Annotated in this window: 24 protein-coding genes and 1 tRNA gene; 17 read left to right on the forward strand and 8 right to left on the reverse strand. The window is 57.0% G+C overall.

Annotated elements, in window-relative coordinates; all coding sequences use genetic code 11:
* Nucleotides 1-4: 4 nt before the first annotated feature.
* Together U5J94_RS06110 and speD are read left to right on the forward strand one after the other, a co-directional pair.
* Nucleotides 5-397, forward strand: coding sequence for a VOC family protein (locus U5J94_RS06110; RefSeq protein WP_416224197.1), 393 nt, complete (start codon nt 5-7; stop codon nt 395-397).
* 47 nt (nt 398-444) lie between these two features.
* Nucleotides 445-1230: an adenosylmethionine decarboxylase gene (gene speD / locus U5J94_RS06115; protein WP_322564758.1), complete on the forward strand. Its 786-nt coding sequence runs from the start codon at nt 445-447 to the stop codon at nt 1228-1230.
* Between the two features lie 372 nt (nt 1231-1602).
* Here speD and coq7 read toward each other — a convergent pair whose 3' ends face one another.
* The 3 genes from coq7 to U5J94_RS06130 form a co-directional block, all read right to left on the reverse strand.
* Complete coding sequence (coq7, locus tag U5J94_RS06120; protein WP_322564759.1) at nt 1603-2247, reverse strand: 2-polyprenyl-3-methyl-6-methoxy-1,4-benzoquinone monooxygenase; 645 nt, start codon at nt 2245-2247, stop codon at nt 1603-1605.
* A gap of 170 nt (nt 2248-2417) precedes the next feature.
* Nucleotides 2418-2936, reverse strand: a complete 519-nt coding sequence (locus U5J94_RS06125; RefSeq protein WP_322564760.1) for an outer membrane beta-barrel protein — start codon at nt 2934-2936, stop codon at nt 2418-2420.
* Nucleotides 2933-4165 carry a (Fe-S)-binding protein gene (locus tag U5J94_RS06130; protein ID WP_322564761.1) on the reverse strand — a complete coding sequence of 411 codons (1233 nt, stop codon included), beginning with the start codon at nt 4163-4165 and terminating at the stop codon, nt 2933-2935. Before U5J94_RS06130 ends, U5J94_RS06125 begins: the two co-directional genes overlap by 4 nt.
* A gap of 397 nt (nt 4166-4562) precedes the next feature.
* On the opposite strand from U5J94_RS06130, the gene U5J94_RS06135 reads away from it, so the two are divergent.
* The 9 genes from U5J94_RS06135 to U5J94_RS06175 all read left to right on the forward strand — a co-directional run bounded on the left by U5J94_RS06135 (nt 4563) and on the right by U5J94_RS06175 (nt 10071).
* Nucleotides 4563-4871 carry a (2Fe-2S) ferredoxin domain-containing protein gene (locus U5J94_RS06135; protein ID WP_322564762.1) on the forward strand — a complete coding sequence of 103 codons (309 nt, stop codon included), beginning with the start codon at nt 4563-4565 and terminating at the stop codon, nt 4869-4871.
* Between the two features lie 704 nt (nt 4872-5575).
* On the forward strand, nt 5576-6157 hold the full coding sequence (locus U5J94_RS06140) for an alpha/beta hydrolase (RefSeq protein WP_322564763.1): 582 nt from the start codon (nt 5576-5578) through the stop codon (nt 6155-6157).
* A gap of 658 nt (nt 6158-6815) precedes the next feature.
* A complete protein-coding gene (gene rplM, locus U5J94_RS06145; RefSeq protein WP_322564764.1) occupies nt 6816-7244 on the forward strand; it encodes a 50S ribosomal protein L13 in 429 nt (142 codons plus the stop codon).
* 12 nt (nt 7245-7256) lie between these two features.
* Nucleotides 7257-7646 (forward strand): 30S ribosomal protein S9, encoded by a 390-nt coding sequence (rpsI, locus tag U5J94_RS06150; protein ID WP_322564765.1) that lies wholly within the window; start codon nt 7257-7259, stop codon nt 7644-7646.
* Nucleotides 7647-7727: 81 nt separating this feature from the next.
* Complete coding sequence (locus U5J94_RS06155; protein WP_322564766.1) at nt 7728-8078, forward strand: four helix bundle protein; 351 nt, start codon at nt 7728-7730, stop codon at nt 8076-8078.
* 49 nt (nt 8079-8127) lie between these two features.
* Nucleotides 8128-8201, forward strand: a tRNA-Gln gene (locus U5J94_RS06160).
* 247 nt (nt 8202-8448) lie between these two features.
* Nucleotides 8449-9183, forward strand: a complete 735-nt coding sequence (locus U5J94_RS06165) for a TIGR04255 family protein (RefSeq protein WP_322564767.1) — start codon at nt 8449-8451, stop codon at nt 9181-9183.
* Complete coding sequence (locus U5J94_RS06170) at nt 9180-9677, forward strand: hypothetical protein (protein WP_322564768.1); 498 nt, start codon at nt 9180-9182, stop codon at nt 9675-9677. Before U5J94_RS06165 ends, U5J94_RS06170 begins: the two co-directional genes overlap by 4 nt.
* Nucleotides 9655-10071, forward strand: a complete 417-nt coding sequence (locus U5J94_RS06175) for a hypothetical protein (RefSeq protein WP_322564769.1) — start codon at nt 9655-9657, stop codon at nt 10069-10071. The genes U5J94_RS06170 and U5J94_RS06175 overlap by 23 nt, the downstream gene beginning before the upstream one ends.
* Before the next feature lie 179 nt (nt 10072-10250).
* Here the strand turns inward: U5J94_RS06175 and U5J94_RS06180 are convergent, their stop codons facing one another.
* Entirely contained in the window at nt 10251-10556 is a 306-nt protein-coding gene (locus U5J94_RS06180; RefSeq protein ID WP_322564770.1) for an addiction module antidote protein, read from the reverse strand.
* A complete protein-coding gene (locus tag U5J94_RS06185; protein ID WP_322564771.1) occupies nt 10549-10851 on the reverse strand; it encodes a type II toxin-antitoxin system RelE/ParE family toxin in 303 nt (100 codons plus the stop codon). The genes U5J94_RS06180 and U5J94_RS06185 overlap by 8 nt, the downstream gene beginning before the upstream one ends.
* An 803-nt stretch (nt 10852-11654) precedes the next feature.
* Between U5J94_RS06185 and U5J94_RS06190 the strand changes: the two genes are divergently transcribed.
* The 4 genes from U5J94_RS06190 (at nt 11655) to U5J94_RS06205 (ending at nt 16594) form a co-directional block, all read left to right on the forward strand.
* Nucleotides 11655-12800, forward strand: coding sequence for a porin (locus U5J94_RS06190; RefSeq protein WP_322564772.1), 1146 nt, complete (start codon nt 11655-11657; stop codon nt 12798-12800).
* Between the two features lie 597 nt (nt 12801-13397).
* Entirely contained in the window at nt 13398-14519 is a 1122-nt protein-coding gene (locus U5J94_RS06195; RefSeq protein WP_322564773.1) for a porin, read from the forward strand.
* Nucleotides 14520-15979: 1460 nt separating this feature from the next.
* Nucleotides 15980-16276 carry a type II toxin-antitoxin system RelE/ParE family toxin gene (locus U5J94_RS06200; RefSeq protein WP_322564774.1) on the forward strand — a complete coding sequence of 99 codons (297 nt, stop codon included), beginning with the start codon at nt 15980-15982 and terminating at the stop codon, nt 16274-16276.
* Between the two features lie 3 nt (nt 16277-16279).
* Nucleotides 16280-16594, forward strand: coding sequence for an addiction module antidote protein (locus tag U5J94_RS06205; RefSeq protein WP_322564775.1), 315 nt, complete (start codon nt 16280-16282; stop codon nt 16592-16594).
* 249 nt (nt 16595-16843) lie between these two features.
* On the opposite strand, the gene U5J94_RS06210 is transcribed toward U5J94_RS06205, so the two are convergent.
* From U5J94_RS06210 to U5J94_RS06220, 3 genes are all read right to left on the reverse strand, one after another.
* On the reverse strand, nt 16844-17134 hold the full coding sequence (locus U5J94_RS06210; protein WP_322564776.1) for a type II toxin-antitoxin system RelE/ParE family toxin: 291 nt from the start codon (nt 17132-17134) through the stop codon (nt 16844-16846).
* 3 nt (nt 17135-17137) lie between these two features.
* Complete coding sequence (locus tag U5J94_RS06215; protein WP_322564777.1) at nt 17138-17374, reverse strand: CopG family ribbon-helix-helix protein; 237 nt, start codon at nt 17372-17374, stop codon at nt 17138-17140.
* An 89-nt stretch (nt 17375-17463) separates the two neighbouring features.
* On the reverse strand, nt 17464-17913 hold the full coding sequence (locus tag U5J94_RS06220) for a hypothetical protein (protein ID WP_322564778.1): 450 nt from the start codon (nt 17911-17913) through the stop codon (nt 17464-17466).
* 225 nt (nt 17914-18138) lie between these two features.
* Between U5J94_RS06220 and U5J94_RS06225 the strand changes: the two genes are divergently transcribed.
* Nucleotides 18139-22011: a DUF3683 domain-containing protein gene (locus tag U5J94_RS06225; RefSeq protein ID WP_322564779.1), complete on the forward strand. Its 3873-nt coding sequence runs from the start codon at nt 18139-18141 to the stop codon at nt 22009-22011.
* Nucleotides 22012-22610: 599 nt separating this feature from the next.
* Nucleotides 22611-23069, forward strand: a complete 459-nt coding sequence (locus U5J94_RS06230; protein ID WP_322564780.1) for an REP-associated tyrosine transposase — start codon at nt 22611-22613, stop codon at nt 23067-23069.
* Nucleotides 23070-23458: the final 389 nt, after the last annotated feature.

Genomic DNA, 23458 nt, shown 5'->3' on the forward strand with positions numbered 1-23458 from the left:
CGCCATGCAACGCCCCGCCGCCACTGCCGGATTACGTCATATCGCCCTGTTTGTCCGGGAATTTGCCGCCTGTGAGCAGTTTTATGTCGAACTGCTGGGTATGCGCGTGGAATGGCGCCCGGACAGCGGCAATGTCTATCTCACCTCCGGTAACGACAACCTGGCGCTGCATCGCAGCGAAGATGAATTTACCGGGCCGCAGCATCTGGATCACATCGGCTTCATTCTCGACACCCCCGGGGCAGTGGACGAATGGTATGAATTTTTACGCGCCAATAAGGTGGAGATGCGCACCCGGCCCAAGACCCACCGGGATGGTGCGCACAGTTTTTATTGTTATGATCCTGATGGCAACGTGGTGCAGATGATCTATCACCCGCCACTGGCGAAAGCGTAACGAGAGGCAGGCTGTTGGATAAAAAGCACAGCAGAAAGATTCGTCTGATGGGGTTCAATAACCTCACCAAGACGCTGAGTTTCAATATCTACGACGTCAACTACGCCGATACCGCCGAGCAGCAAGCGGCCTATATCGAGTATATCGACGAGGAGTACAATGCCGAGCGTCTGACCAATATTCTTACCGAAGTGAGCAACATCATCGGCGCCAATGTCCTCAATGTCGCACGCCAGGACTACGAGCCCATGGGCGCCAGCGTGACCATGTTGATCTCCGAAGAGCCGATCATCCCCGAAGAGGAGCTCGATACCAACGCCGCGCCCGGTCCGCTACCCGAATCGGTAGTGGGCCACCTGGATAAAAGCCACATCACCGTGCACACCTACCCGGAAAGTCACCCGGATAACGGCATCAGCACCTTTCGCGCCGATATCGATGTCTCCACCTGCGGGCGCATTTCACCCCTGCGCGCCCTGAACTACCTGATTCACAGCTTCGAGTCGGACATCGTGATCATGGACTACCGCGTGCGCGGCTTCACCCGCGATGTGCGAGGTAAGAAGCATTACATCGATCACAAGATCAACTCGATCCAGAACTTCCTGGCCAAAGACACCAAGAACCTCTACCAGATGGTGGACGTCAACATGTACCAGGAAAATATCTTTCACACCAAGATGATCCTCAAGGAATTCGACCTGGACAACTACCTGTTCGACGTCAACGCTAAAGACCTGCCCGAAAACAAACGCAAACAGCTGCACCAGCGCCTGCAAAAAGAGATGCTGGAAATCTTTTACGCCCAGAACATGCCGAAACTCTCAAAATAACAGGGCCGAGGGACGAGTAACGAGTGACGAGGAAAAATCCTCACCACCAAGACACGAAGACACCAAGAATTAAAAACAAACTTTGTGTCTTGATGGTTTGTTTCTTCGGAGCGTCTCCGGTGCGATATACCGTGTAGCTCGATAGACCGTCGCGGCTGAAAGCCCATCCCACAATGGCAAAACAGGCCCTTATTTTGTGGGAGGCGATTACATCGGCGACCGATCATGCGGGATAGACAAACCCGTCGCGGCGAAGCCGCTCCTGGCGACCTACGGACGCGGTTACGAGGTACGAGGAAAAACGCTCATCACCAGGGCACTAGGACACAAAGTTTTTATTCTTGGTGTCTTCGTGTCTTGGTGGTTTATCTCTTAGATCCAATAAGCCGTTCGGGTCATGATCTTCGAGGTCAGCCGCATGAGCTTTTTGACGGGGAAGGGCAGTTCGGCGCCGCCGGCCTGCAGGGCGGTGGTGGCATGGTGGCCTTCGTCTTCTTTCATCTGCGCCAAGATGGCGCGGGATTTGGCGTCGCGCTCATCCAGTTGCGCCAGATGGCTGTCGAGATGCCGCACCACCTGGTGTTCGGTCTCGGCGACGAAACCGAGGCTCCATTTGTCGCCGGCGATCCCGGCCAGCGCGCCGATGCTCACCGAGCCGGCATACCACAGCGGGTTGAGATAACTCTTGTGCCCGCCCAGCTGGTTGATGCGTGATTCGCACCAGGCCAGGTGGTCGTTTTCCTCCAGCGCGGCGCGCTCCATTTTCTCACGCACGTCCGGTAAACGCGCGGTCAGCGCCTGGCCCTGATACAGTCCCTGGGCCGAGACCTCGCCGGCGTGATTGATCCGCATCAGCCGCGCCGCCAGAGCCTTCTGCTCTTCATCCAGCGCCGCCTCCTCGACCGCCCCGGCGGGGTTCGGCCGCTCGGTCACCATCGGCCTGCCCACCAGTGTGCGCAGGCCGAGATCGACGTTCATCAGCAGGTGATCGACGGGGCTGTAGTGACGTTGTTCCATAAAATAACGATACCCGAGACCGGTTAAGGCTGCAAGCTGGCGTGTTCTTACCGGGTTACTCATTAAAACGCGGAGGGCGCGGAGAACGCAAAATAATTCTGAATTTTGAATGTTAAATGATGAATTAAACGTGGCTGCGCAATTCAAAATTCAAAACTTAAAATTCAACATTAAAAATAATACCCCAGGGTGATGTAATTGATGCCGAACTCCTCCTCGTCACTCATCATGCTGTACTCCAGCTCCCAGTAGTTTCCGCTCTCCAGCGGGTAGCCGTAACCGACGCCCCAGCTCAGGCCGCTGCCCTCGCGGAATTCGCTCTCGCCGCCGCGGTCGTAACGTACCTGCCAGTCGATGTAACCGGCCTTGAGTTTGAAATAGTGGTTCCGGCCGAGGTGCAGGACGCTGTACAGGGCGTGGCTGTCCATCTCCCAGTCCTCGAGCGCGGTGGTGGTTTCCCCTTCGATCGCCGAGGTGCTGATCTCCAGTTGCAGTCCCAGGGCGGCCGAGTCGCCACGTAACAGCTTGCCGCCGACGGTCAGGCCGACATTTAACGTCGGTTCATAGGCGGGATCCTCGTGTCCCAGGATCCCGACCTTGACCGCAAAGTGATCCTTGTCCCGCGCTGTCGCCGGGGTGGCAGCGGCCAGTAACAATAAAAGCCAGGACAGTTGTTTCAAGACGTTCATGGGGTGCGCTCGATATATTCGCGTAGCAGGGTCAGGGGATGCATCACGCTCCGTCTGTCATGCTGTGCGATTAAACCCGATTGCAGGTGCAGGGCACAACCGATGTTGGTGGTCACAACCCGATCCGGCTGCTGCTGAACGATCCCGTCCAGCTTGCGCTGACGCAATTGATCGGCGAAGGCGGGATGGCGCAGCAGGTAACTGCCGGCCGCGCCGCAGCAGGTGGCGTTGTCGGCCAGGGGGATGACTGTCAGCCCCGGGATACGTTGCAACAGAAGATAGCTGTCATCGCTGTTGCGCAACACATTCCGGGCGCTACAGGGTTCATGCACGGCCACGGTTTCCTTTCCGCCGCGCAGCTGCAGCGTGTCAGGCCAGGGCTGCCCGGCAATAAAACTGACCGCATCGGCGACCGGCGGGGTCAATTGCGAGTCCTGTAACTGGATCGCACAGCCGGTGGCCGTAGCAATCACCGCCTCGACGGGTTCGGCAAAGGTGCCGCGATTCTGCGCCGCCAGCGCGTCGGCCCGATCATGTTGTCCACTGTGCGCATGCAGGGCGCCGCAGCACTGCTGGGCGGGGGGAATGAGCACCTCGTAGCCCAGATGGCGCAGGACCTCGAGGGTGTCGTTCAGCGTGGTGTGATCGGCCGCCGCGCTGATGCAACCGGTGAACAGCGCCACCTGACCCCGGCGGGTGCCGTAGGCCGGATAGCGCGGCGCAAAAGGGCGCGGCCAGGGCAGCGGCGGCAGGGTCAGGCCGCGTCGCAGCCAGGGCGATAACCGGCCCAGCCCCAGCCGGCGGGCCAGCCCCGTCAGCCCGCTGCGCTGGGCCAGCACAATGAAGCGGCCAAGCCGACGCAGCCAGCGCGGGCGGGTCACCAGCGCCAGTCCCAGCCGGGCCGCCCGGGTGGGTCGGCGATCCTGTTCCAGCAGCTGCTGGCCCAGATCGAACAGTCGCCCGTATTGCACCCCGGACGGGCAGACCCGCTCGCAGCGGCGGCACAGCAGGCAGTGATCGATGTGCTCGCGCAACTTCGGCCCGGCGTCGAGCTGGCCATTGGCCAGCGCCTGCAACAGGGCAATGCGCCCCCGCGGCGACTCGTTCTCGGTCAGATCGGCCTGGTAAGTGGGACAGTGAGGCAGGCACAGCCCGCATTTGACGCACTGCTCGGCCAGCTGATTGATCTGTCGGGAAAGAGGCAAGGGCTTGGAACCGTCGGGCTGCATTGTTCGGCAAGTCTACCCTGTTCCGCCATCCGGTTTCAGCCCGATGTATGACATAATCTCGAATAAGAGGGACGAGTTACGAGGGACGAGGAAAAATACCGTACACCGAAGGCTGTAGGAGCGCCTCCGGCGCGATAGGCCATACCGCGCGGAGAGATCGATCGCGGCGCAGCCGCTCCTACAATGCAGGGGCTCGAGGATTTTGATTTACCGCGTCACTCGCCACTCGTACCTCGTACCTGCGTCCGGAGGACGCCGGTGGGAGGGGCTTTCAGCCGCGACAGTCTATCGGGCTGCACGACCTGTCCGCGCCGGAGGCGCTCCCGCAGTTTCCGGTTATGACGCTTTTCCTCGTCCCTCGTAACTCGTCCCGCGGCCCTGAGTACAGGAGTGGTTTATGTCCTTTTACAAGCACCATGTCTTTTTCTGCGTCAACCAGCGCGAGGAAGGAGAAACCTGCTGTAACAATTTCGGTGCCCAGCGCCTGCGCGACTACGCCAAGCAGCGGCTCAAGGACCTCAATCTGCACGGCCAGGGGCAGATGCGCATCAACACCGCCGGCTGCCTGGACCGCTGCGAGGAAGGCCCGGTGATCGTCGTCTACCCCGACGAGACCTGGTACACCTACGTCGACGAGGAAGACATCGACGAGATCATCGAGGAACATCTGCTTAACGGCAGAATTGTTGATCGGTTAAAGATATAGAAAGAAAGTTGGCAGTTGGCAGTTGGCAGTTGGTAGATGGCAGATGGCAGATGGCAGATGGCAGATGGCAGGATGATGGTCCTTGTGGGAGCGCCCCGCGGGCGCGATTGTCGAAGCCGACACTGTCGTAGCTGGCACCGTCGCGGTCGAAGTCACTCCCGGCATCCTGCCTCCCGTGACAGAGCCCACCCCGTGAGCAACGCGAGTGTTTTGGGTGTTAGCACTTCCCTGTGCGTCGCCCGCTCCCACGTCGCCCTTCGGGCGCAGTTACGAGGTACGAGGGACGAGGAAAACCACCTTGCGCAGAAAGCTGTAGGAGCGCCCCGCGGGCGCGATTGTCGAAGTCGACACTGTCGTAGCTGGCACCGTCGCGGTCGAAGTCACTCCCGGCATCCTGCCTCCCGTGACATTAGAAAAATGCCCGATACCGCTGCGTTATATCGGGCCTACCTGGCTGCTTAACGGCAGAGTTGTTGATCGGTTAAAGATATAGAAAGAAAGTTGGCAGTCGGAAGTCGTGAATATTGAACCACGAAGGCGCGAAGACACGAAGGATAATGTTTACTTCGAGGCTTCGTGACTTCGTGGTGAAGGTTTTCCTCGTCACTCGTCACTCGTCACTCGGCCCTCGTCACTGCCCGAAGGGACAAGGATATTTAATGAGTCAAAATCAGTTAATTGAAGGTCCAGCCGGAAAGCTGGAAATGAAGGTTGAGAAACCCGACAACCCGGCACAGCAGGCCCCGGTGGCGGTGCTGTGTCATCCCCACCCGCTGCACGGCGGCAGCCTGACCAACAAGGTGGTGCATATTCTGGCCGCGACCATGAACAAGTTGGGCGCGACGGCGGTGCGTTTTAACTTCCGCGGCGTGAGCCGCTCCGAGGGCGAGTTCGACAACATGGTCGGCGAGCTGGATGACTTGCGCGCGGTGGTCGAGTGGGTGCGGGAACAGTACCCCGACGCCCCGCTGTGGCTGGGGGGCTTCTCCTTCGGCGCGCAGGTGGCGCTCAAGATGCACGCGCGGGTCGGGGCCGAGCGGCTGCTGGTCGCGGCGCCGCCCCTGTCGCTCTACGGTACCGATGACCTGCCCGAGATCGCGATCCCCTGGCTGGTGATCCAGGGCAGCGAGGACGAGGTCATCGACGCCCACCAGGTCCGCGACTGGGTCGCCCGCCAGACCGCCAACCCGCCGCAGCTCATCTGGCTCGACGGGGCCGGCCACTTCTTTCACGGGCGATTGAATGAGGTGCGCGAGGCGGTAATTGAGGAATGGTCAAGGATGTAGCCATTCGGATACAGCTCAGGGCCGAGGTACGAGGGACGAGTGACGAGGAAAACCCGGGGCAAAGGGCTGTAGGAGCGCCTCCGGCGCGATAGACCGTGCCGCAAGGCAAGACCCATCGCGGCGTAGCCGCTCCTACGATCGATGAGGCCGGGTTTTGATTTTCCCCTCGCCACTCGTCACTCGTCCCTCGTCACTCGTCCCTGCGCCCGGAGGGCGCCGGGAGCGCCTCTGGCGCGATAGGCCGTGCCGCAAGGCAAGACCCATCGCGGCGCAGCCGCTCCTACCCCATCATTTTTCTGCCAACTGCCAACTGCCAACTGCCAACTGCCAACTGCCAACTGCCAACTCAGTACTTAGTACTCAGAACTCAGAACTAATCAAACCCTATGATATTTAAGGTATTTCCTGACTAAAAAAATCGGGCATCAGGGGTTGACTGAATATTTCCAATTAATTATATTAGCAAACACTGAATTACAGTTTACTCCTCCATCCTCCTTATGGTGGTATTTGTGGCGCGGTTTCCCCCTTTTACCGCGCCTTTTTTTTGTCCGCAAAAAGTCTCGCCCGGCACCCGTCGGCTCTTGTCAGGGGCCCCCGATTTCTGTAAGATTCCGCCTCTTTTTTGCAGTAGTTTAATAACTTAAGGCTCGAGTCGATGAAAACCTTTAGCGCCAAGCCGGAAACCGTCAAACGCGACTGGTATGTGATTGATGCGACAGACAAAGTTCTGGGTCGCGTTGCCACCGAGATCGCCCGTCGTCTGCGCGGTAAGCACAAGCCGGAATACACCCCGCACGTCGACACCGGTGACTATATTATTGTCATCAATGCCGACAAGATCGCGGTTACCGGCCAAAAAGAGTGGGACAAGATGTACCACCACCACACCGGGTATCCGGGCGGGATCAAGTCCGTCTCCCTGGACAAGCAGCGCGACCAGCACCCGGAACGGATTATCGAAGCCGCCGTGCGTGGCATGCTGCCCAAGAACCCGCTGGGCCGGGCCATGTTCCGCAAGCTCAAGGTTTACCGCGGCGCCGATCACAACCACGCGGCTCAACAGCCCAAGGCACTGGAACTCTAAGCAGGAACCCTCATGGCAGATACCTATTACAGCACCGGCCGCCGCAAGAACTCCACCGCACGGGTCTACCTGACCCCCGGTAACGGCAGCATCAGCGTCAACAAGCGTCCCCTGGACGAATACTTCGGCCGCGAAACCGCCCGCATGGTCGTTCGCCAGCCGCTGGAGCTGACCGACCACACCGGCACCTTCGACGTCAAAATCTTCGTCAAGGGCGGCGGCAACACCGGCCAGGCCGGCGCCATTCGCCACGGCATCACCCGCGCGTTGATGAAATACGAAGAGACCCTGCGCCCCGCCCTGCGCCGCGCCGGCTACGTCACCCGTGACGCCCGCGAAGTCGAACGCAAGAAAGTCGGCCTGCACAAGGCGCGTAAGCGTCCGCAGTACTCGAAACGTTAATCCGCTTGTCGCGGATTAACGTTTCGAGTAGTCGCTAGTGGCTAGGTACTAGAGGCTAGGAACGACATAAGGAGAGAGTGCATGGAAGCACTTGAGAATCTTGACGTATGGAAACGGGCTTGCCGGTTAAGTGTGGAGCTGTACAAGGCGTTCACCAACTCAAAAGAGTATGGTTTCCGGGATCAGATTACCCGTTCAGCGCTTTCCATTCCCTCGAATATTGCCGAAGGCTTTGAGCGGGACTCGCCCAGGAGCAAGGTCCAGTATCTGAAAGTGGCCAAAGGCTCCTGCGGCGAACTCTGGACCCAGCTGCTAATCGGCCGGGAAGCCGGCTTTCTCGACAGTGAGCGCAGCAAACAGCTCGAAAGAGAAGCAAAGGAAATATCGAAAATGCTCTACGGCCTGATTCGCCATTATCAAAACAGGTCGTAGTCAAAATGAGCTAGCCACTAGTCCCTAGCGGCTAGCCCCTGATTTAAATTGGGGACTCGTCTAATGGCAGGACGACGGACTCTGACTCCGTTAGTCTAGGTTCGAATCCTAGGTCCCCAGCCAATAAAAACAAAGGCTTAGCAGAGATGCTAGGCCTTTTTTGTTTATGCGGGACACTTATGGGGCACTACTTGAATTATTTGTGAACCGTGCCGACATAGGTTGGTAGTTGAACAGCCAGTAATACCTGCGTGAAATTTATGTGTAATGATAAGGTACTATATGGCAACTGGTGCGATTATTTGAAGACTACCTGGAAAAATCCAAGATAGTTGATTACAGTTGAGCACAATAAACATATAAGAATTGTATGGCTGAAATACAACATTTAGATCAAGCTCCCATTAAAGAAGCTCTAATTGATATTAGAGTTTCTTCATCAGTTGCTGCTTCCGAACTTGATAAAGAACACCAGAATTTTTCGGATGAATACCCAACAAGAGAAGTGATCCATCATAGTAAATTTGGTTGGAAGATTGCACCGGGGAATGAGGTATCAAGTACAGTAGATCAACAGCTTATTGGGTATAAATATGTATCTACTGATAAAAAATATGTTGTGCAGTTTCGTACTGATGGTTTTACATTTAGTAGGCTTGACCCGTATGAAAACTGGGAGACAATGCGTGATACTGCGATTAGGTTTTGGGGTATATATTGTTCGATAGCAAAACCCGAAGCTATCTCACGAATCGCAGTGCGCTATGTAAATGCATTAAATATCCCCCAAGGGCACATAGAACTTGAGGATTATTTAGTTTCTCCCCCTTCCGTGCCTCCTGGTTTGCCACAAGGGGTATCAAATTTCCTTTCGCGTATAACTATAAATGAACATGAAAGTGGTATGAGTTGTCATATAACACAGAACCTTGAATCTGTTGGCAGTGAATTGGTAACCATAGTTCTCGATATTGATGCATTTATAAACGCGAATTATGACGTGGAAAGTCAGGAACTCTGGAGTGATTTTGAGAAGCTTCATGATTTCAAAAATGAAGCCTTTTTCAAAAGCATAACTGAGAAAACAGTGGAGTTATTCAAATGACAGCTGCAGTGGCATTATCACCAGTTCAGAACTTTTATATCCCTTCAAGAAATACTGGGTCGAGCGCATGTTCTAATGAGCTTGATGACGCGCTCATGAAAACTCTTAAATATATGAGGGAGCCTATCTCCAGGCAGAGTGTTGAAACTCTCGTTGATGAAATTATTGAAGTTGCTGGTGAATGTTATGAAGATAATTGGGATGGCTATGATGCACAGAGAATATCCTCTCTAACAACAAATGAGGCAATTTCATTTGCTGTTTCATTGCCTGCAGAATTCCCAATTCCTGAAGTGATACCAGTGGCTACTGGTGAAATTGCATTTGAGTGGGATTATGGAAAAAATCGAATATTTGTTGTGACTGTCAAAGGAAATAATTCCATTGCATATGCTGGTTTATTGGGAGCTGGCAGCAGAGTAAAAGGAATAGAAAGCTACAGCGAACATGTTCCCAAAGTGGTTGTTGATAGTGTTAGAAGAATTTCTAAATAAACTTCTTAATTTCTTCAGTAATAAAGTATCTGACGATGAATGCTTGTCTAGATATATTTTTAGCTCGAAGCACTTTAATACCAAGGGTATAAAATCTGTCGCTTTTATACCCAGCCCTAAAAATGATGAAACCTCAGTTTTCAGAATTTCAAATTTGAATGATGATGATGTCTGGGCTATTGGACATAACCATGTTGCTAGACTCCGCAAGCAAAGTCTGAAGGCCAGGGCAGATTTATTAGCTGCAGGACCAAGATCCTTAAGTTTAGATGTGACTCCCGAGACAACATTGCACAAATTACATGCAAATATTGTTAATTGGCCAACAGAGCGTGACGACAAAATTGAGCTAGCCATTGATTTGGCCAAAATGGCTACACTCAAAAGCCAATAAAGGACAATTTTTGCGTATTCTCTACAAGTTCTGCCCCATGAGTGTCCCGTAATTTATATGTGAATACATAAAGCCATGAATATCAATAATTTACGGATTATTTTTTATGATTAATCATCCGCTAGTCTGAGTTCGACAAAATCGACGGGCATACCTCGTCCCTCGTCCCTCGTAACTCGTCACTTGGCCCTGCCCGAAGGGCGATGGGGTTTGGCGGTCATATCCACGCCCATGGCGCGCATGACCGCGAGCAGGGTTTTTAATGTCGGGTTGCCGGTTTCGCTGAAGCTGCGGTAGAGCTGTTCCCTTGACAGCCCCGTTTCCCGGGCCAGTTCGGTCATGCCTTTGGCGCGGGCGACAACCCCCAGGGATTGGGCGATATAACCGGCATCACCGGTTTCCAGCGCATCCGCCATGAAGGCGGCAATGGTTTCGTCGCTATCAAGATGCTCGGCCGGATCGAAATCGGTAAAGTTCTCAGCCATTTTGTTTTCTCCACTCATCGAGTATCTCTCTGGCGATTTCAATATCCCGTTTTTGTGTGCCCTTATCGCCGCCGCACAGTAAAATGATCAGCGTGTCCCCCCGCTGGTGAAAATAGACCCGATAACCCGGCCCATAGTGAATCCGCAGCTCGTTGAGCCCCTGGCCCAGCGGAGTTACATCCGAGGGCAAGCCCTCCATCAGCCGGTGAATACGAGCCAGGATGATCCCTTTGCCCTTTTCATCCTTGAGCCGCTTGATCCAGCGGTTGAATCGCTGTGATGAAATCCGTTTCATACGATGACTGTAGTTTATAAATTACAGCAAGGCAAGATATTGGGTTCAATGGCAAAGAAGACGCCGATCGTAGAACAGGGCCGAGTGACGAGGTACGAGGTACGAGTGACGAGGAAAACCGCCTTGCGCCGAAGGTTGTAGGAGCGCCTCCGGCGCCCTCCGGGCGCAGTGACGAGGGACGAGTAACGAGGGACGAGTAAAAACACCGTATAGCAGCGCCTTTGGCGCGACAGGCCGTGCAAGCCGGATAGGCCTGGCTGTCGCGGCTGAAAGCCCCTCCCACGGCGTCCTTCGGGCGCAGTAACGAGGGACGAGTGACGAGGGACGAGGAAAAACACCTTATTCCGAAGGTTGTAGGAGCGCCTCCGGCGCGATAGACCTCGCCACGCGGCAGGGCCCATCGCGGCGCAGCCGCTCCCGGCGCCCCCGGGGCGCAGTACCGAGGGACGAGGAGCGAGTGACGAGGGGGCTGCCAACTGCGAACTGCCTACTGCCAACTTTTCAGCCGCGGCGCAGCCGCGCCTACCGATCCAGGGGATCGGACCCCGGGTTTTGATCTTGCTCGTCCTTCCCGAAGGGGAGGGAGGCGAAGGGCGGGCCTTCCCGTCGACAAAACCATAGAAAAGGTGATATTATCCAGTCTGTCTTAACGAGCTGTTGTGAAAATGCAACATTATTCACACTATGTTGTATTTATGAACAAAAGTGTTGCGAGCGCGCCATTGGTGCGTTATAACACATAGCGAGTTTACTTAAGCACAACTCAAAACAGCTCTCACTATAAAAGAAAGAGGAGTTCATATATGAACAAGAAACTAATTGCCCTGGCCGTTGCCGCCGGCATGGCCGCGCCGATGGCCGCCCAGGCCGAAGCCACCTGGTATGGCCAGGTCCAGATGGAAGTTGGCAGCCATTCTTCCGACTTTTTGGACGAAGGTGCTATTCCTGCTGAATTTGATGATAGTGCCGGATTCCTTGGCGGCTTTGCCGGCTCTTTGACCGACGGTCACATCTGGCAGGGGGGCGGCCCGACCAGCAGTCGCTGGCTGAAAGACGGCACCCAGCTCGAGGATGACAAGCGCGGTCGTCTGGGCGTCAAGGGTTCTGAAGATCTGGGCGGCGGTCTGGCTGCCATCTACCAGTTCGAATTCCAGGTCGACACCTCCACCGGCGATGCCGACGACGGCGATCGTAACTCCTTCGTCGGTCTGAAAGGCGGCTTCGGGACCATCAAGGCCGGTACCCTGAAATCGCCCTACAAATACTTCGGTGGCGTCAGCTACGATCCGTTCGTGACCACCTCGGCCGAAGCCCGTCGCTACGGCGGCATGACCTCCGGCCAGTTCGGCTCCAACGGCTTCTGGACCAACTCCGTCAGCTACCAGAACGACTTCGGCGGCGCCAACCTGTGGATTACCTATACCCCGGATGAGCGTAATAACCGCGATGGCGACTACGCCGCCGGTCTGAAGTTCGCCGGCAGCAACTACGAAGCCTTTGTGGCGATGGCTCATGACAACGATACCAACAATACCGAGGAAGTGGCGACCTTTGACCCGGCCTTTGACGCCCTGAAGGTCGGTGGTCAGTTCAAGAGCGGTCCGCACAAGCTGTCCGCCCAGTACGAAATGACCACAAATGAAGAGCCCTATGGTGCCGGTTCTGACGACAACGAAGGGACTGTTATGTATGTCAACTACGACATGAAGATGGGCAAGAACATCTTCACCGCCACCTATGGCATGTCGGAACTGGAAGTCGGCGGAGCCGGGGGTGATTCCGCGGAAGGCACCTTCATGCGTGTCGGCATGACCCACAAGTTCAGCAAGAGCACCCGTGCGATGCTGGCCTACTCCACCGCGGAAATCGACTACAGCGGTTTCGGTGTCGGTAGCCTCAACACCTTCTCGAAGGACGTTCTCATGGGTGCCATGCGCGTCGACTTCTAAGACAGTTTTGTCTTAATAATAACAATATCAAGCAGTACTTCGGCGGGGCCTTCGGGCCCCGTTTTTTATGCGCGCCAATAAACAAAGCGGGTAGGCCCGATATAGCAACGCGGTATCGGGCATTTTTCGGGATGCCGGACACCGCCTCATAACAGGGGCGAGTGACGAGGGCCGAGTGACGAGGAAATCCCGCTTGGCAGGGCAGGGTGCGTTCCACGCACCATTACTGCTAACTGCTAACTGCTAACTGCTAACTGCTAACTGCTAACTGCTAACTGCCAATTACCAACTGATGCCTGATTACCCGTTATGGGGCCTGTTTCTCAGACATCGGTGATTCGGGGGTGATGGTGCGTATAACATATCCTGCCGAACTGACAGGCGGGCATGGTTTACCTCGTCACTCGTCCCTCGTAACTCGGCCCTGCCCCCGGCCGGAGCCGGGGCGTTGTTGTGAAAATGCAACATTACTCACACTATGTTGTATTTATGAAAAAAAGTGTTGCGAGCGCGCCATTTGTGCGTTATAACACATAGCGAGTTTACTTAAGCACAACTCAAAACAGCTCTCACTATAAAAGAAAGAGGAGTTCATATATGAACAAGAAACTAATTGCACTGGCCGTTGCCGCCGGCATGGCCGCGCCGATGGCCGCCCAGGCCGAAGCCACCTGGTACGGCCAGGTCCAGATGGAAGTTGGCAGCCATTCTTCCGACTTTTTGGACGAAGGTGGTGTTCCTGCTGACTTTGATGATAGTGCCGGATTCCTTGTCGGCGCTGTGACCGACGGTCACATCTGGCAGGGGGGCGGCCCGACCAGCAGTCGCTGGCTGAAAGACGGCACCCAGCTCGAGGATGACAAGCGCGGTCGTCTGGGCGTCAAGGGTTCTGAAGATCTGGGCGGCGGTCTGGCTGCCATCTACCAGTTCGAATTCCAGGTCGACACCTCCACCGGCGATGCCGACGACGGCGATCGTAACTCCTTCGTCGGTCTGAAAGGCGGCTTCGGGACCATCAAGGCCGGTACCCTGAAATCGCCCTACAAATACTTCGGTGGCGTCAGCTACGATCCGTTCGTGACCACCTCGGCCGAAGCCCGTCGCTACGGCGGCATGACCTCCGGCCAGTTCGGCTCCAACGGCTTCTGGACCAACTCCGTCAGCTACCAGAACGACTTCGGTGGTGCCAATCTGTGGGTGACCTACACCCCGGACGAGCGTGGCAACCGCGATGGCGACTACGCCGCCGGTCTGAAGTTCGCCGGCAGCAACTACGAAGCCTTTGTGGCGATGGCTCATGACAAGGACAACGGCAACGTTGTGAACGAGGATTCAGCCTTTGACGCCCTGAAGGTCGGTGGCCAGTACAAGACCGGTCCGCACAAGATCTCCGCCCAGTACGAAATGACCACGGATGAAAATCCCTATGGTGCCGGTACTGCCGACAACGAAGGGACTGTTATGTATGTCAACTACGACATGAAGATGGGCAAGAACATCTTCACCGCCACCTACGGCATGTCAGAGGTTGATGTCAAAGCAGCTGGTGAAACGGTAGACGGCACCTTCATGCGTGTCGGCATGACCCACAAGTTCAGCAAGAGCACCCGTGCGATGCTGGCCTACTCTACCTCGGAAATCGACTACAGCGGTTTCAGTCTTAGCCCCAACACCTTCTCGAAGGACGTTCTCATGGGTGCCATGCGCGTCGACTTCTAAGACAGTTTTGTCTTAATAATAACAATATCAAGCAGTACTTCGGCGGGGCCTTCGGGCCCCGTTTTTTATGCGCGCCAATAAACAAAGCGGGTAGGCCCGATATAGCAACGCGGTATCGGGCATTTTTCGGGATGCCGGACACCGCCTCATAACAGGGGCGAGTGACGAGGGCCGAGTGACGAGGAAATCCCGCTTGGCAGGGCAGGGTGCGTTCCACGCACCATTATACTGCTAACTGCTAACTGCTAACTGCTAACTGCCAACTGCCAACTGCCAACTTTCAATTACCAACTGATGCCTGATTACCCGTTATGGGGCCTGTTTCTCAGACATCGGTGATTCGGGGGTGATGGTGCGTATAACATATCCTGCCGACCTGACAGGCGGGCATGGTTTACCTCGTCACTCGTCCCTCGTCACTGCCCGGAGGGCCTGCTGCTGAGTCTGATATTGATCGGGATCGGCAAGACAGCCCGCTATGCGGTGGTGGTGTTTTTGTTTATGTAGCAGCTGAACAGAATCCTGTGGGAGCGCCCCACGGGCGCGACTGTCGATGCTGGCACTGTTCGCGGTCGAAGCCCGCTCCCACAAAAAAGGGCGAGGGGCGATTTTACGAGAAGAACCTTCACCACGAAGCCACGAAGTAAACCAATAATTCTTCGTGTCTTCGGGACTTCGTGGTTCAAATAGATTCCTCTTAGTATGTAGGCCAGACTGAGCACCCTTCGGGCATAAACTCCGCGGTGTCCGGCATCCCGAAAAATGCCCGATACCGCGTTGCTATATCGGGCCTACCTGCTGGCAAAGTTGGTAGATTACAGAGTGCAGTTTGCCGTCGCGGAGAATGGCAGGTAGCGCCTGCGCGCAACCTGCCCTGTCGCGGTCAAAGCCCGCTCCTACATGCATCGGTGATTTGGGGGAGATGGTGCGTGGGACGCACTCTAGGTCTAGAAAAAAGGGCCGAGTTACGAGTGACGAGGGACGAGGAAAACAAAATCCTTACCTCCGTCATTCCGGGCAAGCCGGAGGCGCGACCCGGAATCCAGCTGTCAATAACAGGGCCGAGGGACGAGGAAAACCTTCACCACGAAGTCACGAAGGCTCGAAGCAAACCAACAATTCTTCGTGTCTTCGTGGTTCAAATGTATTGCCGGCGATTCGGGGGTGATGGTGCGTAGGACGCACCCTACGGAACTTGAGGCAATTCGCTATCCGCTCATTGCCAGGGACGAGGTACAAGGAAAAACAACATTTTTTGACCAGAGTGCCGGTAGGAGCGGCTGCGCCGCGATAGAGCCTGTTTGCTCGCACAGCCTGTCGCGCCAGAGGCGCTCCTGCCATCCGGCGGAGGCTAAACGGGTTCTTCCTCGTCACTCGGCCCTCGTAACTCGTCACTGTTACGGGCAGGCTGTTAGTTAACGGTCGTTGACAGACTGTAAACGTTCGATTACACTTGTCCCATGTTCACGATCAAACGCACGGATGAGTTTGCCGCCTGGCTCGATGGACTGAAAGACCGCACAACCCGGGTGCGGCTGGCGCGCCGGCTGGACAAGGCGCAACGGGGTAACCTGGGCGATGTTCAGCCGGTGGGTGATGGGGTGTTTGAGATGCGTGAGTTTTTCGGGCCGGGCTGGCGCATGTATTACATGCGGCGCGGTAAGACGTTGATTGTGATGCTCGGCGGTGGGGACAAGTCGTCCCAGTCGGCCGACATTGCCAAAGCCATTGCAGTGGCCAAGACACTGGAGGACTGACCCATGCGCAAGAAGATGAAAGTCTCCGATCTGCCGGAGTTTGATATGGCCGAATACCTGAAAAGTCCCGAGGATATCGCCGTCTACCTGACCCAGGTGATTGACGAGGGCGATGACGCGGAGCTGGCGCACGCCCTGGGCGTGGCCGCCCGGGCCCGAGGCATGAGCGAGGTGGCCCGCGCCGCCGGGATGACCCGCGAGGGTCTGTACAAGGCGCTGCGCCCCGACGCGCAACCGCGCTTTGAGACCGTGCGCCGGGTTTGCAAGGCGCTGGGCGTGCACTTGCATGCTGACGCCGATGGCCCGGCTGCGGCGTAATGCAGGGGAGGGGCAAGCTTGAAAAAGTAACGAGGGACAAGGAAAACCTTCACCACGAAGACACGAAGACACGAAGACACGAAGACACGAAGACACGAAGACACGAAGACACGAAGGCTCGAAGTAAAACCAATAATCCTTCGTGACTTCGCGCCTTCGTGGTTGGCTCTTACAATCCCGGGAGCCAGGCCCCGATGCGGGACTGGATTCCGGCATTCGCCGGAATGACAATCTACTCAGCACTCAGCATTACCACTGACCGGGAATGCGGCGAGCCAGATGAAAAACGCGCAGTATTTCGATCTGGTGTAGTCGCGGGCGCACCCGGTAGGGGATGAGGTAGCGGGTATTGGGAACAAGCAGTTCGCGGGTGGCGGGAACCCGTCCTGCCCGGCCCAGTGCAGGGTTGTTTGCCAGCAGGGCGACACTGTGCTCGATTCGCTGGACAACGAGCCGGGCGGCCTCGGGATTGTCTTTGGCGATATAGGCGGCTTCCTGTTCCAGATTGCTCAACGCTGTCCGTAGCCATTTTATCCGCATGGATTACCCCAGCTTGTCGAAAACCGCCCTGACTTCTTCATCTATGGCAAAGTCGCCCGCGTCGGCCTCGTTGATCGCCGCCTCGGTTTCGCGGATTTGCCACTCGTTCAGTTCGATAAAATCCCGAACGGCTTCGCTGGCGAGGTAGGATTTACTCCGGTGAGTGGCCTCGGCGAGTTTGTCCAGCCGCGACTTGAGCTCGGCATCCAGGCGGATGGTCATGGTAGTGGACTGTGACATATTGCCCCCTTGAGGGATGTTCGGATGTACACATTGTAACACAAAAAACACAGAGCCAGGGTGCGAGGGACGAGTGACGAGGAAAATCTTCACCACGAAGACACGAAGGCTCGAAGTAAATCAATAATCCTTCGTGTCTTCGCGTCTTCGTGGTTGGCTTTTTCAATCCCGCGGGCGCGAATCTCGAAGCGGGTGCTGTCGCGGTCGAAGCCCGCTCCTACAAAAAAAGGCGAGGGGCGTTTTACGAGAAGAACCTTCACCACGAAGACACGAAGTAAACCAAAAATCCTTCGTGTCTTCGCGTCTTCGTGGTTGGCTTTTTCAATCCCGCGGGCGCGAATCTCGAAGCGGGTGCTGTCGCGGTCGAAGCCCGCTCCTACAAAAAAAGGCGAGGGGCGTTTTACGAGAAGAACCTTCACCACGAAGACACGAAGTAAATCAATAATCCTTCGTGACTTCGCGCCTTCGTGGTTGGCTTTTTCAATCCCGGAGGGCGGTGCCCCGGTTCGGGACTGGATTCCGGCCCCGGCTTGAAGCATGCCGGGGCAGGCTGTGCCGGAATGACAATCTACTCAGAACTCAGAACTCAGCACTCGAGACACTGCCAACTGCTCACTGAAGACTGCCAACTTTGTTTATTCATAACCCCCTGAATTCAAGGGCATTATGCCCGGATTGCCGGTTACCCGCCTGTCGGTCGCATGTTAGAATAGCCTTCTTTCGCGGCCTGTCCGCTCTCTCAAAACCCCTTGAAAATCAAATATATGACTGAACGAATACGCGAGATCCCGTACAACTACACCTCTTTTTCCGACAAGGAAATCGTGATCCGGCTGCTCGGCGACGAGGCCTGGCAGGTGTTGGACAAGCTGCGCGCGGAGCGGGTGACCGGCCGTTCGGCGCGGATGCTGTTCGATATCCTCGGGGATATGTGGGTGGTGACGCGCAACCCGTTCATTCAGGATGATCTGCTGAACAACCGCAAGCGCCGCGAGTCGCTGGTTCAGGCGCTCTATCATCGCCTGGACGGGATTGCCCAGCGCGCCGCCGGCAATGCGCTGACCCAGGAGCTGATCATCAAGACCAGGGAGGCGATCCGCCAGTTCGAGAAGTGGTTCCCCGAACAAAATGCGCAGCGCAAAAAAGCCTTCAAGCGTCTGAAGAAGATCACCCACAAGGACAATATCTGTTTCGACGGCCTGGCGCGGGTCTCGCACGTGACCGACGCCTCTGACTGGCGGGTGGAATATCCGCTGGTGGTGATCAACCCGGATAACGAGCAGGAAGTGCAACAGGTGGTTGCCGCCTGTCTGGAACTGGGGATCAGCATGATTCCGCGCGGCGGCGGTACCGGCTATACCGGCGGTGCGGTGCCGTTGCAGGAAAATTGCGCGGTGATCAATACCGAAAAGCTCGAAGGGCTGGACAAAGTCAGCCGGCAGGGCCTGTTTGTCGATGGCGAAGAGGGCGAACAGTCGGTGGCGGTGGTGCGCGCCGAGGCCGGTGTGGTGACCAATCGCGTCTCCCAGCTGGCCGAAGCCAGCGGTTTTGTATTTGCCGTGGATCCGACCTCGCAGGATGCCTCCTGCATCGGCGGTAACATCGCCATGAACGCCGGTGGCAAGAAGGCGGTGATGTGGGGCACCACGCTGGATAATCTGGTCTCCTGGCGCATGGTCACGCCGGACGCCAAATGGCTGGAGGTGCAACGGCTTAACTTCAACCTGGCCAAGATCCACGAGCAGGAAGAGGTGGCGTTTCGCCTCAGTCGCTTCGAGGCCGACGGCGAGACGCCCTGCGGCGAGCCGGCGATCCTGCGTATCCCCGGCGCCAACCTGCGCAAGCTGGGGCTGGGCAAGGATGTCACCAACAAGTTTTTAAGCGGCCTGCCGGGCATTCAAAAAGAAGGCTGCGACGGCATTATCACCTCGGCCGTGTTTACCCTGCATCGCATGCCGCCGTTCATTCGCACCGTCTGCCTGGAGTTTTTCGGCAACGATCTGCGCAAGGCCGTGCCGGCCATTGTCGAGACCAAGGATTATCTCGACGGCCTGGCCGAGGTGGATCTGGCCGGGATGGAGCATCTGGACGAGCGCTATGTGCGCGCGGTCAACTACACCACCAAGGCGCCGCGCCAGGACCTGCCGAAGATGGTGTTGCTGGTTGATGTGGCCGGGGAGGATGAAGATACCGTGGCCCAGGCCGCGTCACACATCGTTTCGCTGGCCAATGCCCGCGAGGCGGAAGGGTTTGTTGCGGTCAGCGCCGAGGCGCGCCGTCGCTTCTGGGCGGATCGGGCGCGCACCGCGGCCATCGCCTCGCACACCAACGCCTTCAAGATCAACGAGGACGTGGTGATCCCGCTGGCCAAACTGGCCGAGTACAACGACGGCATCGAGTGGCTCAACATCGAGCTGTCGACCCGCAACAAGATCCGCATGATCGACGCGGTCCTCGACTATCTCGATTCGGAAATGCCCGAGCTGCATCCGATTCGCGCCGGCGAAGTGCCCGATGCCGAGGAGAGCGAGGAGAGCGAGGCGATCATCGCGGCCAAAAAACATGCCGCGCGCGAACTGCTGCAGGCGGTCAAGGATCGCTGGCAGGCGATCCTGACCCATCTGGATCAGCCGGCGGCCGGGCACCGCGATCTGTGGCAGACCCCCAACGACGGGATCGAGACCGAGGATAAAGAGAGTCTGTTTAACCTGCTGCAACGCCGTCTGGTGCGGATCTCCTATCGCAAGCAGGTCGAGGCACCGCTCAAGGATATTTTTGCCGGCCATGAACTCAAGGGCGTGCGGGCCAGGCTTGACGAAGTCCACCAGCAAATCCGCTCCAGCCGGCTGTTCGTCGCCACCCACATGCACGCAGGCGACGGTAACGTGCACACCAACATTCCGGTCAACTCCAACGATTACGTGATGCTGCGCGAGGCCGACGAAGTGGTCGAGCGGATCATGCAACTGGCCGGCGATCTGGGCGGGGTGATCTCCGGCGAGCACGGTATCGGAATCACCAAGATGCAGTTTCTCGATAGCAATACGGTCGAGGCCTTTGCCGGTTACAAGCAAAAGGTCGATCCCGATCAGGTCTTCAACCCCGGCAAGCTGATGGCCGGCTCGGGGCTGACCAATGCCTACACGCCGTCATTGCGTCTGGTGGAACAGGAAGCGTTGATCCTGGAGGCCAGCGATCTGGGCGATCTCAACCATATGGTCAAGGACTGCCTGCGTTGCGGTAAGTGCAAGCCGGTCTGCAACACGCATATCCCGCGCGCCAACATGCTTTACTCACCGCGCAACAAGATCCTCGCCAGCGGCCTGATCATCGAGGCGTTCCTGTACGAGGAGCAGACCCGGCGCGGGATCTCCACGCGCCATTTCGACGAGATGAACGACGTGGCCGATCACTGCACGGTCTGTCACAAGTGTCTGAGTCCCTGTCCGGTGGATATCGACTTCGGCGATGTGTCGGTGTCGATGCGCAACATCCTGCGCAAGCAGGGCGAGAAACACTTCAATCCCGGCACCTGGTTCTCGATGATCTTTTTGAACATCACCGATCCCACCGCCATCAAGCTGTTCCGCAAGCTGTTTATCCAGTGGGGTTACAGGGCGCAGAATATCGCTTCCCGGATTGCCCGCAAATTCCGCATCGACAGCAACAAAAAACGCCCGCCGTCGACTACCGGCAAGACCGGCGCCGTCGAACAGGTGGTGCACTTTATGAAAAAACCGATGCCGGGTAACCTGCCGGCGCGCACCACCCGCGCCATGCTGGGTATCGAGGACGACAAGGTGGTGCCGATCCTGCGCGATCCGCAAAAAGTCGACGACAACAGCGAGGCGGTGTTCTACTTCCCCGGCTGCGGCTCCGAGCGGCTGTTCAGCCAGGTGGGACTCGCCACGCTGGCCATGCTGTACGATACCGGCGTGCAGACCGTGCTGCCGCCCGGTTATTTGTGCTGCGGTTATCCGCAAACTTCCGGCGGCGATGAAGAGAAGGGCCGGGAGATCTCGGTGGACAATCAGGTGCTGTTCCATCGCGTGGCCAACACGCTCAACTACCTGGATATCAAGACCGTGATCGTCTCCTGCGGTACCTGCATGGATCAGCTGCTCAAGTATCAGTTCGAGAAGATCTTCCCCGGCTGCCGGTTGCTGGATATTCACGAATTTCTGATGGAGAAGGGCGTCAAGCTGGAGAACCTGACCGGCAAGCAGTACATGTACCACGATCCCTGTCACACGCCGATGAAACGCTATAACCCGGTCAAGGTCGCCTCCAACCTGATGGGCCAGGACGTGAGCCTGTCCGACCGCTGCTGCGGCGAGGCCGGGACCATGGCCATGGCGCGCCCGGACATCTCCACCCAGGTGCGCTACCGCAAGCAGGAAGAACTGCAAAACGGTCTGGAGCAGATGATCGGCAAGCGCTACAACGATCAGAGCGAAGTCAAAATGCTCACCTCCTGCCCCGCCTGTCAGCAGGGCCTGTCCCGCTACGCCGAGGACACCGGTATCCAGACCGACTACATCGTGGTCGAAATGGCCAACCACCTGCTCGGCGACGGCTGGCAGGACCAGTTCGTCAAGCGCGCCTCCGATCGGGGGATCGAGCGGGTCCTGCTTTAAAACAGGCTTGTAGGCGCGGGCTTCGACCGCGACCGGTGTTTGTTCGGGATTCGCGCCCGCGGGGCGCTCCTACCATGCCAGATGCCGGTGTTCGTTGTTGTGTAGGCGCGGGCTTTGACCGCGACCGGTGTTTGTTCGGGATTCGCGCCCGCGGGGCGCTCCTACGGGGCTGTGTCGGTGACCGGTTTTATGTAGGAGCGGGCTTCGACCGCGACCGGTGTTTGTTCGGGATTCGCGCCCGCGGGGCGCTCCTACGGGGCTGTGCCGGTGACCGGTTTTATGTAGGAGCGGGCTTTGACCGCGACCGGTGTTTGTTCGAGATTCGCGCCCGCGGGGCGCTCCTACGGGGCTGTGCCGGTGACCGGTTTTATGTAGGCGCGGGCTTTGACCGCGACCGGTCGTTTGTTCGGGATTCGCGCCCGCGGGGCGCTCCTACGGGGCTGTGCCGGTGACCGGTTTTATGTAGGAGCGGGCTTCGACCGCGACCGGTGTTTGTTCGGGATTCGCGCCCGCGGGGCGCTCCTGCCGCGCCATGGCGATCCTTTACACAAATGCCTGTTTTACGGCACAGTCATGCCAGAACACACGGAGGTGTTTTCATGACAACCCACCATTTTTCCGGACATCGTCTGCGTATTGGCCGCCTGTCGGAAACCGGGCGGATTTACCTCATCACCACGGTCACTGAACAACGCCAGCCCATCTTTCAGAATTTCTTGCTGGGTCGGCTGGTGGTACAGGCACTGAAAGATAATCAAAGCAATACGACGACACTGGCCTATGTTGTCATGCCCGATCATCTTCACTGGGTCATGCAGTTAGGTGACAGGCATGATCTCAGTACGGTGGTTTCGAGCATCAAGTCGAACAGCGCCCGTTGGATAAACAGGCATCTGAACCGTTCGGGACGATTATGGCAAAAGGGATACCACGACCATGCCTTGCGGCGTGAAGACGATTTACGGCAAGTGGCTCGCTATGTCATCGCCAATCCCTTGCGGGCAGGTCTGGTCCGGCAAATCGGAGATTATCCGCTATGGGATGCGATATGGTTGTGAAATGGAATCCCACACCCGGTAGGCGCGGGCTTTGACCGCGACCGGTCGTTTGTTCGGGATTCGCGCCCGCGGGGCGCTCCTACCACGCCAGATGCCGGTGTTCGTTGTTGTGTAGGAGCGGGCTTCGACCGCGACCGGTGTTTGTTCGGGATTCGCGCCCGCGGGGCGCTCCTACCACGCCAGATGCCGGTATTCGTTGTTGTGTAGGAGCGGGCTTTGACCGCGACCGGTGTTTGTTCGGGATTCGCGCCCGCGGGGCGCTCCTACTCCTACCACGCCAGATGCCGGTGTTCGTTGTTGTGTAGGAGCGGGCTTTGACCGCGACCGGTGTTTGTTCGGGATTCGCGCCCGCGGGGCGCTCCTACCACGCCAGATGCCGGTGTTCGTTG

Origin of the sequence: Thiohalophilus sp. (assembly GCF_034522235.1) — a bacterium.
Lineage (GTDB): Bacteria > Pseudomonadota > Gammaproteobacteria > UBA6429 > Thiohalophilaceae > Thiohalophilus.

Bases quoted from the DNA above. Each gene is read 5' to 3' on its own strand.
- U5J94_RS06110 (WP_416224197.1), top strand. From the start codon at position 5: ATGCAACGCCCCGCCGCCACTGCCGGATTACGTCATATCGCCCTGTTT.
- speD (WP_322564758.1), top strand. From the start codon at position 445: ATGGGGTTCAATAACCTCACCAAGACGCTGAGTTTCAATATCTACGAC.
- coq7 (WP_322564759.1), bottom strand. From the start codon at position 2,247: ATGGAACAACGTCACTACAGCCCCGTCGATCACCTGCTGATGAACGTC.
- U5J94_RS06125 (WP_322564760.1), bottom strand. From the start codon at position 2,936: ATGAACGTCTTGAAACAACTGTCCTGGCTTTTATTGTTACTGGCCGCT.
- U5J94_RS06130 (WP_322564761.1), bottom strand. From the start codon at position 4,165: ATGCAGCCCGACGGTTCCAAGCCCTTGCCTCTTTCCCGACAGATCAAT.
- U5J94_RS06135 (WP_322564762.1), top strand. From the start codon at position 4,563: ATGTCCTTTTACAAGCACCATGTCTTTTTCTGCGTCAACCAGCGCGAG.
- U5J94_RS06140 (WP_322564763.1), top strand. From the start codon at position 5,576: ATGAAGGTTGAGAAACCCGACAACCCGGCACAGCAGGCCCCGGTGGCG.
- rplM (WP_322564764.1), top strand. From the start codon at position 6,816: ATGAAAACCTTTAGCGCCAAGCCGGAAACCGTCAAACGCGACTGGTAT.
- rpsI (WP_322564765.1), top strand. From the start codon at position 7,257: ATGGCAGATACCTATTACAGCACCGGCCGCCGCAAGAACTCCACCGCA.
- U5J94_RS06155 (WP_322564766.1), top strand. From the start codon at position 7,728: ATGGAAGCACTTGAGAATCTTGACGTATGGAAACGGGCTTGCCGGTTA.
- U5J94_RS06165 (WP_322564767.1), top strand. From the start codon at position 8,449: ATGGCTGAAATACAACATTTAGATCAAGCTCCCATTAAAGAAGCTCTA.
- U5J94_RS06170 (WP_322564768.1), top strand. From the start codon at position 9,180: ATGACAGCTGCAGTGGCATTATCACCAGTTCAGAACTTTTATATCCCT.
- U5J94_RS06180 (WP_322564770.1), bottom strand. From the start codon at position 10,556: ATGGCTGAGAACTTTACCGATTTCGATCCGGCCGAGCATCTTGATAGC.
- U5J94_RS06185 (WP_322564771.1), bottom strand. From the start codon at position 10,851: ATGAAACGGATTTCATCACAGCGATTCAACCGCTGGATCAAGCGGCTC.
- U5J94_RS06190 (WP_322564772.1), top strand. From the start codon at position 11,655: ATGAACAAGAAACTAATTGCCCTGGCCGTTGCCGCCGGCATGGCCGCG.
- U5J94_RS06195 (WP_322564773.1), top strand. From the start codon at position 13,398: ATGAACAAGAAACTAATTGCACTGGCCGTTGCCGCCGGCATGGCCGCG.
- U5J94_RS06200 (WP_322564774.1), top strand. From the start codon at position 15,980: ATGTTCACGATCAAACGCACGGATGAGTTTGCCGCCTGGCTCGATGGA.
- U5J94_RS06205 (WP_322564775.1), top strand. From the start codon at position 16,280: ATGCGCAAGAAGATGAAAGTCTCCGATCTGCCGGAGTTTGATATGGCC.
- U5J94_RS06210 (WP_322564776.1), bottom strand. From the start codon at position 17,134: ATGCGGATAAAATGGCTACGGACAGCGTTGAGCAATCTGGAACAGGAA.
- U5J94_RS06215 (WP_322564777.1), bottom strand. From the start codon at position 17,374: ATGTCACAGTCCACTACCATGACCATCCGCCTGGATGCCGAGCTCAAG.
- U5J94_RS06220 (WP_322564778.1), bottom strand. From the start codon at position 17,913: ATGCTTCAAGCCGGGGCCGGAATCCAGTCCCGAACCGGGGCACCGCCC.
- U5J94_RS06225 (WP_322564779.1), top strand. From the start codon at position 18,139: ATGACTGAACGAATACGCGAGATCCCGTACAACTACACCTCTTTTTCC.
- U5J94_RS06230 (WP_322564780.1), top strand. From the start codon at position 22,611: ATGACAACCCACCATTTTTCCGGACATCGTCTGCGTATTGGCCGCCTG.